Consider the following 12868-nt stretch of genomic DNA (forward strand, 5'->3'; position numbering starts at 1 on the left):
CCGCGCTGCACTCTCATCTTATCCCGATCCGGAGAAAGCCGTCAATGTCAGTTTTTACCAAATTCCGCGAGGACCAGACCTTCATTGCGCTCCAGCGTCATTCCGATACTCCAGGAATTTACAAACAGGAGAAGGGGGCGTCCCTTCAGATCTTCGATCTTTTTCATATCCGAAGTACCGGTCAGATGTTCCAGATCAATGGTCTCATTTTCAATCCACCGGATGTATTCATAGGGAAGGTTTTCCAGACGGATTTCCACGCCGTACTCCTTCTCCAGGCGGAACTTCAGCACATCAAACTGCAGCACGCCTACCACGCCTACGATAATTTCCTCCATACCGGCATCATGCTCACGGAAAATCTGAATGGCGCCTTCCTGGGCGATCTGATAGATGCCCTTGACAAACTGTTTCCGCTTCATGGTATCGATCTGGCGCACCCGGGCAAAATGTTCCGGCGCGAATGTGGGGATTCCCTCGAATTCGAATTTTTCCTTTGCGGTAGTCAGAGTATCACCAATGGAAAAAATGCCCGGGTCAAACACGCCGATGATATCACCGGCATAGGCCTCTTCCAGTATTTTTCTTTCCTGCGCCATCAGCTGCTGGGACTGGGCCAGTTTGATCTGTTTGCCGCCCTGCACATGAAAAACCTCCATGCCCGGTTCGTATTTTCCGGAACAGATCCGCATAAACGCGATACGGTCCCGGTGGGCTTTGTTCATATTTGCCTGAATTTTAAACACAAAGGCGCTGAACGTGTCCGCAAACGGATCAATCATGCCTGCGCTGGACTTTCTGGCCAGCGGGGAAGTGGTCATGGCCAGGAAGTGCTTCAGAAATGTCTCGACGCCGAAATTGGTCAGCGCGGATCCGAAAAACACCGGGGACAGTTCCCCCGCGGATACTTTTTCCTGGTCAAATTCCGCGCTGGCGCCGTCTAACAGTTCGATTTCGTCCAGGAGCTGCTCTCTGGCTTCCGCGCCGATCAATTCTTTCAGTTCTGGGCTGTCAATGCCCAGATCTGTCTCTGTGCCCTCTTTGGTGCCTTTCCGTGTGTCAGAAAAGGTCATAACCGTCTGGCTTGCCCGGTCGTAGACGCCCCGGAAATTTTTGCCGGAACCGATCGGCCAGTTCACGGGACAGGTTTCGATGCCCAGCTCTTTCTCAATTTCATCCATAAGCTCAAAGGTATCTTTCGCGTCACGGTCCATCTTGTTGATAAAGGTAAAGATGGGGATATGCCGCATGACGCAGACCTTAAACAGCTTTCTGGTCTGTGCCTCCACGCCTTTGGACCCGTCAATCACCATGACAGCGGAGTCCGCCGCCATCAGCGTACGGTAAGTGTCTTCGGAAAAGTCCTGATGTCCCGGTGTATCCAGGATATTAATGCAGTAATTTTCGTACTCAAACTGAAGTACCGAAGAAGTGACCGAAATTCCTCGCTGTTTCTCGATTTCCATCCAGTCCGAAACCGCATGGCGCGCTGTGGCCTTCCCTTTTACGGAACCGGCCTGGTTAATCGCCCCGCCGTACAGCAGGAATTTTTCTGTCAGTGTGGTCTTTCCGGCATCCGGATGCGAAATGATCGCGAAGGTTCTTCTTCTTTCTATTTCTTTTCTGTAATCTGTCAAACTGCTTACTCCATATTTTCTTTTCAAACTGCCGGGTACAGGCTTCGGTTCCGCCTCTGTCCTCCGGCTTTCACCTGCTTCCCCTCCGGCCCATGTCTAAAACAGCGGCGTGCCGGCAATCTTTCTGGGAATTTCCAACCAGGACAGCACGGTGGCGCCAATATCCGCGAAGGTACTTCTGGTGCCGTAATTTGTTCCTGCAGCTGCCTTTGGTCCCGCGATCACCAGGGGAATGTATTCCCTGGAATGATCCGTGGAAGGCGTGGCCGGGTCGCATCCGTGATCCGCAGTAATCATCAGCAGATCATCCGCTCCAAGCTTTGCCAACAGTTCCGGAAGGCGGCTGTCGAAGTAACTCAGCGCCTTCGCGTAGCCGTCTACGTCATTTCTGTGGCCGTACAGCATATCAAAGTCCACCAGATTGGTAAAGCACAGTCCGTGAAACTCCCGGTCCATCCATTCCAGTGTGCGGTCTATGCCCTCCGCATTGCCCGCCGTACGCACAAAATCCGTCACGCCTCTTCCTGCGAAGATATCGTTGATTTTGCCTACTGCCAGGACATCCATGCCGCTGCCGCTGATCTGATCCAGCATCGTCGTCCCGGTCGGCTCCAGAGAAAAATCATGCCGGCGGGATGTACGGGTGAAATTACCCGGTGTGCCGACAAAAGGCCGCGCGATCACCCGGCCCACCGCAAGGTCTCCGGTCAGCATGGCACGGGCCGTTTCACAGTACTGGTACAGCTGATCCACCGGCACTACCTCTTCGTGGGCCGCGATCTGAAATACGGAATCCGCGGATGTGTAGACGATCAGCGCCCCTGTCTTCATATGCTCTTCCCCGTAATCCCGGATGACATCCGTACCGGAATAAGGGCGGTTCACCAAGGTTTTCCTCCCGATCGCTTTTTCAAACCGATGAATAAAAGATTCCGGGAATCCGTTGGGGAACGTGGGCATCGGACGGTCGGAAATCAGTCCCGCAATCTCCCAGTGCCCGGTCGTTGTATCCTTGCCTTTGGAACGCTCTGCCAGGCGGGCAAAAGCTCCTTCCGGATGCGCAGACGGTGTCCCGCAGGTCACTCCGTCAATATTAAAATATCCCAGTTTTCCCATATTCGGCATATGAAAATACCGGCTTTTCGAACAGCTCAGCAGGGTATTGCTTCCTGCGTCGCCGAATTCTGCCGCATCCGGCATCTCACCGATTCCCGCACTGTCCAGTACAATAAGAAATACTCGCTTCATCATCCGCCTCCTGACTTTTCTGTCCTGCCGGCCCCCGCCAGTCTGTCTGCTGCCGGAACAGAGGACAACAAAACAGCTCAGAGTCTGGCTCTGAGCTGTTGGAATAAGAACCGATCCCTCTGATTCTTATTTGTATTTGCGTTTTCTCGCTGCTTCGGATTTCTTTTTACGCTTTACGCTTGGTTTCTCGTAATGCTCTCTTTTGCGGATCTCCTGCTGGATTCCGGCTTTCGCGCAGTTACGCTTAAAACGGCGTAATGCACTATCCAAAGATTCGTTTTCTTTAACGATTACATTTGACATAGAACCACCTAACCTCCCTCCAGTTGCGTATTGTGCATATTCAACTGTTTGGGTAATTTTGCACGAAACCAATTATATCATAAATCCAATATTCGTCAAGCTATTTTTTCAGCTGATTTGCAAGAATTTCTTCTGCAGCAGCTACGGCCTCCGGAATTCCGGCCGGATTCTTTCCTCCTGCCTGGGCCATATTCGGACGGCCGCCGCCGCCTCCTCCGACCATACCGGCTACCGCTTTGATTAAATTGCCTGCATGGGCGCCTGCCTTTACGGCTCCATCCGTCGCCATGGCAACCAGGCTCACTTTTCCGCCGACCGCGGATGCCAGAAGGACCACGCCTTCACCCAGCTGTTCTTTCAGGGAATCGCCCAGCTCCCGCAGGCCGTTCATATCCACGCCGTCCACAGCTTTGGCGATCAGACGGATGCCTGCGATCTCCCGGATCTCACCGGACACATCGCCTAATGCCGCCTTCGCTTCCCTGCTCTTTAAGGATTCTAGTTCTCCATGGAGCTCCTTGACTTCATTCTGCAGATGGCTGATTTTTTCAGCGACCTCCGAAGGCGTGGTTTTCAGCAGCTGAGCCGCCTCTTTCAGCTTCTGTTCCATATCATTGTAATATGCGAACAGCGCTTCCGAAGTCAGCGCTTCAATCCGGCGTACACCGGAGGCCACTCCGCTTTCTGAAATAATGCGGAAAGCCGCAATGGAGGATGTGTTTGCCACATGTGTACCGCCGCAGAGTTCCCGGGAGAAATCTCCCATTTCCACTACACGTACACTTTCTCCGTATTTTTCACCAAACAGTGCCATGGCACCGGATTTTTTCGCGTCTTCCAGGCTCATAACCTCTGTGACAACCGGAAGTGCCTTCTGGATCTCCTGGTTTACCAGATCTTCGGTCCGGCGGATTTCCTCTTCGGTCATGGCTGAAAAATGGGTAAAATCGAACCGGAGTCTCTGCTCATTTACATCAGAGCCTTTCTGCTGTACATGATCGCCCAGAACAGTCTGCAGGGCTTTCTGCAGCAGATGGGTGGCACTGTGGTTTCTTGCGATCAGGCTTCTTCTGCGGGCATCTACAGTCAGGGTCACTGTGTCGCCGTTGCGGATGATACCGCTTTTCACCTGGCCGATATGTCCGATCTTACCGCCCAGCAGATGGATGGTATCCTCTACTTCAAAGACCCCTTCCGGTCCCTCGATGACACCGGTATCGGCCGTCTGGCCGCCCATGGTGGCATAAAACGGTGTTTCTTTGGTAAAGATCGTGCCGTTCTGTCCTTCGGTCAGAGATTCAGTGATCTCATTTTCTGTCGTCAGGACTGTTACCGGAGACTTCTGGCTCAGGGTGTCATAACCGGTAAACTTCGAAGTGACCGCCGGATCGATAGATTCGTAAACAGTCACGTCCGCTCCCATGTAGTTTGTGGTTTTGCGGGCCTTGCGGGCAGTCTCCCGCTGATGCTCCATCTCTTTTCGGAATCCCTCGTAATCTGCCGTCAGTCCTTTTTCCTGCAGGATTTCTTCTGTCAAGTCCGGCGGGAATCCATAGGTATCATACAGCCGGAACATATCTTCGCCAGTCATCACTTTGCTGCCGTTTTCCTGCATGGTCTTCTGGATCTTTTCCAGAATCGACAGACCCTGGTCAATGGTTTTTGCGAACTGTTCCTCTTCCTGAGTCAGGACTTTGAAAATAAACTCCCGGCGCTCTTCCAGTTCCGGATAGCCGTCTTCGCACTCGGCAATTACCGTTTTGCTCAGTTCTGCCAGAAAGACTCCGTCAATCCCCAGCATACGGCCATGTCTTGCCGCGCGGCGGATCAGACGGCGCAGCACATAGCCTCTGCCTTCATTCGTCGGTGTAATACCGTCTGAAATCATAAATACAGAAGAACGGATGTGATCGGTAATCAGACGGATGGATACGTCATTCATGGCATCGGTATGATACGTGGTTCCCGAAAGCTGGCATACCCGGTCCCGAATGGCCTTCATCGTATCAATGTCAAAGACAGAATCCACATCCTGCACGACCACTGCCAGACGCTCCAGTCCCATGCCGGTATCAATATTCTTCTGCGCCAGTTCGGTGTAATTTCCCTTTCCGTCACTTTCAAACTGTGTGAACACATCATTCCACACTTCCATATAACGGTCGCATTCACAGCCTACTTTGCAGTCCGGTCTGCCGCAGCCGTATTTTTCGCCCCGGTCATAGTAAATCTCAGAGCACGGACCGCAGGGACCTGCCCCATGTTCCCAGAAATTGTCACTCTTTCCGTCTTCATCCCGGTAGAAACGTGTGATTTTTTCCGCCGGCACACCGATCTCTTCGGTCCAGATCCGAAATGCCTCGTCATCTTCAAAGAAAATGGACGGATAGAGACGCTCCGGATCCAGTCCCACAACTTCTGTCAGAAATTCCCAGGACCAGTGCAGGGCCTCTGTCTTGAAGTAATCTCCAAACGAAAAATTTCCGAGCATCTCAAAAAAGGTCAGATGCCGGGCCGTTTTTCCCACATTTTCAATATCACCGGTGCGCACACACTTCTGACAGGTCGCCATGCGCCGTTTCGGCGGAATCTCCTGTCCGGTAAAGTACGGTTTCAGCGGAGCCATACCTGCATTAATCAGCAGAAGACTCTTGTCATTGTGCGGCACCAGCGAGTAGCTCGGCACCGTGAGATGATCTTTGGACTTGAAAAAGTCAAGAAACATTCTTCGTAACTCATTTACTCCATAAGCTTTCACAGCGTTTCCTCCAAACAGTATTTTCCCTCCGGAAAGGGCTCCGGATGAAAAAATAAGATAATTTGATTTCTGTCTCTGCCTGCGGTCAGCAGTCAGAAGACAACATATTAAATATTAGCACAGCGCCTGCGGAAATACAACTGCGCCTTTCCGTTTCTCCCGCCGGATATCCGCCTATCCGTTTCCTTCCGCCGGACGTCAGTCTCCCAGATCGTCCTCCAGCAGTTCGTCTCCATCCGCGGCGGAAGTGGCCAGTGTGTCACAGCGTTCATTCTGCGGATGCCCGTCATGCCCCCGCACCCAGTGAAACGTCACGGAATGGGGTTCCATGGCTGCTAAAAGCCGTTTCCAGATGGCGCGGTTTTTCACCGGCTTTTTATCTGATTTTTTCCATCCATGGCGGACCCAGCCGTCAATCCAGTGCTGATTAAACGCGTCTGTCAGATATCTGGAATCTGAATACAGGTCCACCTGGCAGGGCCGGTTTAAGGCCTCCAGCCCCACAACTGCCGCCATCAGCTCCATTCGGTTGTTTGTCGTTTTCCGGTATCCGGCGGACAGTTCCCTGGTGTGCAGGGTTCCGCTTCTGTCCACGTATTCCAGGATTACCCCGTATCCGCCCGGTCCGTCCGGGTTTCCCCGGGCGGCACCATCGGTATAGATTGTCACTTTCATGCTGCTGTGTCCTTACTTCATGCTGCGGATGATTTCATTCGCTTTGCGGTATACATCTGCGGGATCCATGCCAATATTGAATTTCTGATCTTCATAGAGGATCCGGCCATTGACCATGGTCATCTTCACGTTCTGCTTGCTGCCGCTGTATACAATATTCGTTACCAGATTATTCTCCGGCTGCATATTCGGCTGCTGCAGATCCAGGATCACCAGATCCGCCAGCTTGCCTTCCGCCAGGCGGTCGCAGTCGGTCAGTCCCATGGCCTTGGCGCCTCCGGCAGTCGCCATATACAGCACTTTTTCCGCGCTGACGCATTCGGCATCCTTTTCCCGTACTTTTGCCAGGCCGGCCGCCAGAAACATCTCCCGGAACATATCCAGGCAATTGTTGCTGGCCGGTCCGTCTGTACCGATTCCGATATTAATTCCCTCATCGGTATAGCGCTTCAGCGGCGCGATCCCGCTGGCCAGTTTCAGATTGGAGGCCGGATTGGTCACGACGGAAAGTCCCTTTTTGCGGAATATCTCAATATCTTTGTCATTCATATAGACGCAGTGATAACCGCCGCCGCCGTACTCATACATTCCCAGCGCGTCGGTGATCTCCGTTGGGGACATCTGGTAGCGTTCGTAGCACTGCCGCACTTCCAGCTCGGTTTCGGAATTGTGCATAAATACCGGCGAGTGCAGCTTCTGCGCCAGAGCCGCGATTCCCTCCATATGCTCCCGGGATGTGGTGTACTCCGCGTGGAAGCCGATCATATAGGTGGACAGGTCGCTCATCTCATTGACTTTATAGTAATTCTCCTCCACCACATCCAGCGAACCGCCGAAATCGTTGAACCCGGGGACCTGAACGGTACGGAACCCGCAGTCAATGGATGCCTGCGCATTTTCCGGCGGGAAAAAATACATGTCAAAATTGGAAGTGATCCCGCTGGTAAGATATTCCATAATGCCCAGGATATCCAGGTGGTAGACATATTCCGGCGTCAGCTGATCCTCTTTGGGGAAAACCCGGTGAAACAGCCATTCCTGCAGCGGCAGGTCATCCGCATAGGACCGGAGAAAAGTCATGGCCGTATGCGTATGGGCATTTTTAAATCCCGGAATAATCAGATTGCGCTGCACGTCAATCTGCCGGTCAAAATCCGGCACCCGGGCCGGCTTTTTCTGCCCGTCTCCGATATAGACAATGCGGCTGCCTTCTACCCAGAGTTCCCCTTCGATAACGTCAAATGTCTCATCCTCATTGGTCTGCAGGATTCTCGCGTGATAAAACCGTGTATTCATGTAACTGTGTTCTCCTTCTGTCCGTGATTATAATGCGGCTGCCATATTTACGATGGATTCGGTCACCAGCTGCCGAAAGAGCGGAGCCACACGGTCCGCTGTCTCCTGGATCTCCGCATGGGTCAGGGGATGCTCCGCGATTCCCGCGGCAAGATTGGAAATGCAGGAAATTCCGCACACTTTCATTCCCATATGGTTGGCCGCCACTGCCTCGCAGGCTGTGCTCATTCCCACCGCGTCCGCGCCGATGGCCCGGCACATTCTGATTTCCGCCGGCGACTCGTAATTCGGTCCCGGCAGCTGCACATAAACCCCTTCCCGCAGCGGTATCTTCAGATCTGCTGCCGTACTCCGGATAATCTCACGCAGGGAAGCCCGGTATATATCACTCATATCCGGGAATCTGGTACCCAGTTCCTCAATATTCGGTCCCCGCAGAACCGACGGAACGAAATCCACGATCTGATCGCTGATCAGCATAAAATCCCCGGCCTGCATACCATCCGCGATCCCGCCGGAGGCGTTTGTCAGGAAAAGGATTTCCGCTCCCAGCTTTCCCATCAGACGAATCGGCAGCACCACGTCCTCCATGGCGTATCCTTCATAATAATGCACTCTTCCCTGCATAATCACCACAGGGACCTCCCGGACATAGCCAAAGACAAACCGTCCCTTATGGCCCAACGCAGTGGAAACCGGAAATCCGTCAATGTCATGATAGTCCACCACTGCTTCGATCCGGATGTGATCAGCGTAATCGCCCAGTCCCGATCCGAGCACCAGCGCGACTTTCGGTACAAAATCAGTCTTTTCACGCACCTGCTTATAGCAGTGCATCAGTTTTTCATAAATTGGATTCATAAATTAACTCCTTTGAAAAGTATATATGAGGTTTTATAGTAATATCTATTGGGGTTAAAGGTCGGAGACGCAAGTCGTTAGTACGACTGGGCAGTTACAAGCCCATGACCTTTAGGTCGTGGGTAGTTGACTTGCGTTTTCTGCCGTATGCTTCTGCAATCATAGGCTATCATACACTATTTTTCCGGAAATTGTAACTGCCCTCCCCGGGTCTTCTGCCAAAAACGGTCCAGGAGCTCCGGGAGCCTGTCTCGGTCCACGGCTTCCCACTGCTTCCATTCCCGCGGAAACAGTTTCAGATACTCCTGCCGCAGGAACCGTTCATCCAGCAGGCCGATCACGCCCCGGTCCTCTGCCGTCCGAATCACGCGGCCGGCTGCCTGCAGCACTTTGTTCATCCCGGGATAGCGATACGCGTAATCAAATCCGCTGCCGTTTTTCCTGTCATAATAGTCCCGCAGAATTTCCCGCTCCGTACAGATCTGCGGCAGGCCGGTTCCCGCGATCAACACACCGATCAGACGGTCCTCTTTCAAATCAATCCCTTCTCCGAAGATTCCGCCCAGGACGCAGAAGCCCACCAGTGTCTGTCTGTGGCTTTCTTCAAATTCTTCCAGAAACTGACGGCGTTTTTCCTCATCCATACCCGGGTCCTGGAAGACGCACCGGATCTCCTGTCCCCGTTCTTCCGTCATCTGCCGGAATGCGTTCCCCACCTCTTCCAGCATGCGGTAGGAAGGAAGAAATACCATATAATTGCCGGATTTGCCCTCTACGGTACGGCTGATATATGCGGCAATCCGCTGATACTCCCCGGCCGTCCTCCTCCGGTAAAGGGTGCTCACATCCCTGGCGATATACAGGAGGTGCTGTTCCGGGGAAAAGGAAGTATCCGCATAGACGGCGTAGTCATCCTCCCTGGCGCTTAAACAGCTCCGGTAATAGCGAATTGGCAGAAACGTAGCCGAAAAAAACACCGTGCTTCTGGCCCGGTCCAGGCAGTGCTGCAGATTTTCCGAAGGATCCACACAGTACAGATGCAGCAGGAACTGTCCTTCCTCATCATAGTCTGTATAAATCACGTACCGGTCACCGGTCAGTTCCGCCATATTTAGAAAATGCCGGAGGGAAAAGAACTCCTGCGCGATCTCCTCCCGGTCCGGATATTCCCTGTGTTCTTTCAGGAATGTCTCCAAAAGCCCGTATGCCCGCATTACCTGAAACTGAAAGGATCCGATGGTCTCCAGTGTCATAACCGAACTGCAGTCCCGCTTCCACTCCAGCATCTGCCGGCAGCAGGCATCCAGGGCGCTGCACAGTTTCTTCTCGCCTCTGACCAGACGCCGGAGACGCTGCAGCTCTTCCTTTACCAGCACGGCACTGTACATGCGCCGCCCGCGTTCCACCAGATTGTGCGCCTCATCCACAAGAAACACCGGATTGCCGGCGGTCCCCTCCCCGAAAAAACGTTTCAGATATACATTGGGATCAAAGACATAATTGTAATCACAGATAATCAAATCACACCACAGGGACAGATCCAGCTGGAACTCAAAGGGACATACCCTCCATTTTTCTGCCTGTTTCTGAATCCGGGAAAGGTCAAAGCAGTCCTCCGCCAGCAGCAGTTCATAGACGGCCTCATTCACCCGGTCAAAATGCCCCTTTGCCCGGGGGCACGCGTCGGGATTGCATTCCATCTGTTCCAGCGGGCACAGTTTCTCCTTGGCCGTCAGGCGAATGACTTTGCCGCGGTATCCCCGATCCATGAGGATCCGCGCAGCGTCCATGGCCGCTGCTGCCGTTACGCCCTTGGCAGTCAGATAAAAAATCCGGTCCGCCAGTTCTTCCCCTGTTGCCTTTACTGCCGGAAATACCGCAGCCATCGTCTTTCCCGCTCCCGTCGGGGCCTGAAGAAACAGCTGCTTTTTCCGCAAAATCGTCCGGTATACATCCCTGACCAGCTCTTTCTGCCCGCTGCGGTAGGAAAACGGAAACTCCAGGCCTTTGACAGACTTCTGGCGGATCTGTCCCCAGTCATACTGAAAATCCGTCCACTTCCGATAGGACTGCAGCATACCGTCGAACCATTCCGTCAGTTCTTCCAGTAAAAAAGTTTCCCGAAACCGCCGGATTTCTTCCGTTTCCAGACTGCAGTAGGTCATCTGCACCGAAACCTCAGACAGGGCATGCCGTGTTCCGTACAGATACGCGTAACACATGGCCTGGGCCCTGTGAACCTCCACCGGCGCCTCCAGCTTCATCACATCCGAGTACATGGTTTTAATTTCGTCAATTACCGCTTCTTTCGACCCGTCCTCCCGGACATGCGTAATCACTCCGTCCGCTCTGCCTTCCACAGACATGAAATAACGTCCCATGTCCACGATAGTCTTTAAAAAGACCTCTGGCTCATAGGACGTTCCCATGCTTTTCTGTATTTTTCTGTGCATGCGGCTTCCGGCCTGCATCGCTTCCTGCTGCACGCCGGCGCCTGCACGGTTATCGATATCTCCGCTGCGAAGCACAAACTCCACCAGTCCGCGCACGGAGATCCGTATGGTCTGTTCCTTCATAATCCGTTACTCTGCGATTGTGGATTTCTTTTCTTCTGCATGTTTCTGTATTCCGCGTTTTCTTCCGACTCTGGTCAGGGCCTCCAGCTTCTTTTTCTGCTGTTCAAAGCGAATCTGCCGGCGGTCGTTTTTTTCCAGTTTTCTGTCACTGCGGATTTTTTTCTTCAGTTCCCGTTCTTTCTTCAGCAAATGGCGGTCCTGAATCTCCTCATATTTGATCCAGACCCCGGAGCGCAGCACATTGCGGATAATTCCCGCATGCTGTACCACCGGCATCCGTTCAAAGGAACGGCTGCACTCGGTAATCAGACTGGTCAGCAGCAGACGGCTGATAGTGTCATAGTCTTCCGGTATTTCCGCTGCCATCGGAAGGAACGGATTATAGGACCTGGTTTTGCTGTCCCGCTCCATATCGTCATAGGCGTCCATCAGATACATGAACTTGCCCAGATAAAATCCCATGCAGTGCAGTTCTTCCGCATAGGCATCTTCTTTCCAGGCAAAGATCTCGGCAAACAGGTCGCCGGCCAGTCCGGCAATCACATCGATGTTCTTTTCCCGGGATGCCTCACACAGCATCGTCCGATGCATATATTCTGAAATTGCCTTTGCCTGACGGGGATACTGCTTCAGGATTCTGCGGTTGGCTTTTTTCAGCATGCCTGCCATCATCCGGCTGGAGTAGGAATGGTCATCCAGCCAGTCATCCTGCAGATTGTGATAGGCTGTCACCAAGGTCATATCCGCTACATACCTGATGGCATCATTGATCAGCGCATATTTCTTTTTTCCGGGATGTACCGCACAGGTAAACGGCACCGGCTTTTCATCCGGATAATAGACCGCGCTGAGCAGAATCGCCAGAAATGTCATATCATGATTCAGCAACAGAGGGCCGAGACGGCCAAACTCCCTGCGCAGGCACTGACACAGTCCGCAGCGGTACGCATGGTATATTCTGTTCTCTTCTTTTGAGAGCTCTCTGTCATTGATCTGTATGTATCCGAACATTCTGTCACCTGATTTATCATTGCAACTGATACTCTACAGTATAGATGTTACGTTTTGCCGCGGATACTGTCAAGAAACGGGACAGGGATTTAAGAAACATTTTAGAAGTAAAAAGAGCGGAACGATAAGCCGGGTTATGTCGTTGGGTGATCATCTGTCTGATACAGCTGTCGCCAGCTGCCTTTAGCGACCTACCTGAAGCTGGCGGGCCGCGTACGCTTCCTGTTCGGTCTTGCTTCGGATGGGGTTTACATATGCCCCGGCTGTCACCAGCCGGGCGGTAGTCTCTTGCACTGCCCTTCCACCCTTACAGGATTCGAAAATCCTGCGGTATATTTCTGTTGCACTATCCTTGGAGTCGCCTCCACCGGACGTTATCCGGCATCCTGCCCTGTGAAGCCCGGACTTTCCTCAGCTGCGTCCTTTCGGCGCCTGCAGCCGCGATCACCTGTTCCACTCTTTTTGCAAAACAATATTAGTATTTTAACATATTCCAGTTCCGG

9 protein-coding genes and 1 other RNA gene are annotated in these 12868 nt (G+C 52.7%); all 10 read right to left on the bottom strand.

Features of this window, described 5'->3' with window-relative positions:
* Positions 1-47 precede the first annotated feature (47 nt).
* The 10 genes from CXIVA_RS12340 to rnpB all read right to left on the bottom strand — a co-directional run bounded on the left by CXIVA_RS12340 (position 48) and on the right by rnpB (position 12825).
* A complete protein-coding gene (locus CXIVA_RS12340; RefSeq protein WP_013978377.1) occupies positions 48-1637 on the bottom strand; it encodes a peptide chain release factor 3 in 1590 nt (529 codons plus the stop codon).
* Positions 1638-1733: 96 nt separating this feature from the next.
* The gene (locus CXIVA_RS12345) at positions 1734-2885 is read right to left on the bottom strand and encodes a phosphopentomutase (protein ID WP_013978378.1); all 1152 of its coding nucleotides are present in this window, start codon (positions 2883-2885) and stop codon (positions 1734-1736) included.
* A gap of 126 nt (positions 2886-3011) precedes the next feature.
* A complete protein-coding gene (rpsU, locus tag CXIVA_RS12350) occupies positions 3012-3188 on the bottom strand; it encodes a 30S ribosomal protein S21 (protein WP_013978379.1) in 177 nt (58 codons plus the stop codon).
* Between the two features lie 100 nt (positions 3189-3288).
* Positions 3289-5913 (bottom strand): alanine--tRNA ligase, encoded by a 2625-nt coding sequence (alaS, locus tag CXIVA_RS12355; RefSeq protein WP_347475651.1) that lies wholly within the window; start codon positions 5911-5913, stop codon positions 3289-3291.
* A 231-nt stretch (positions 5914-6144) separates the two neighbouring features.
* Positions 6145-6621, bottom strand: coding sequence for a ribonuclease HI (rnhA, locus tag CXIVA_RS12360; protein ID WP_013978381.1), 477 nt, complete (start codon positions 6619-6621; stop codon positions 6145-6147).
* A 12-nt stretch (positions 6622-6633) separates the two neighbouring features.
* Complete coding sequence (locus tag CXIVA_RS12365) at positions 6634-7917, bottom strand: amidohydrolase (protein ID WP_013978382.1); 1284 nt, start codon at positions 7915-7917, stop codon at positions 6634-6636.
* 27 nt (positions 7918-7944) lie between these two features.
* Positions 7945-8778 carry a purine-nucleoside phosphorylase gene (locus CXIVA_RS12370; protein WP_013978383.1) on the bottom strand — a complete coding sequence of 278 codons (834 nt, stop codon included), beginning with the start codon at positions 8776-8778 and terminating at the stop codon, positions 7945-7947.
* Between the two features lie 176 nt (positions 8779-8954).
* Positions 8955-11354 carry an ATP-dependent DNA helicase gene (locus CXIVA_RS12375; RefSeq protein ID WP_013978384.1) on the bottom strand — a complete coding sequence of 800 codons (2400 nt, stop codon included), beginning with the start codon at positions 11352-11354 and terminating at the stop codon, positions 8955-8957.
* Positions 11355-11360: 6 nt separating this feature from the next.
* On the bottom strand, positions 11361-12365 hold the full coding sequence (locus CXIVA_RS12380) for a DUF5685 family protein (protein WP_013978385.1): 1005 nt from the start codon (positions 12363-12365) through the stop codon (positions 11361-11363).
* 109 nt (positions 12366-12474) lie between these two features.
* Positions 12475-12825: RNase P RNA component class A (gene rnpB / locus CXIVA_RS13605), an RNA gene on the bottom strand.
* Positions 12826-12868: the final 43 nt, after the last annotated feature.

It is taken from the genome of Clostridium sp. SY8519, assembly GCF_000270305.1.
Lineage (GTDB): Bacteria > Bacillota > Clostridia > Lachnospirales > Lachnospiraceae > SY8519.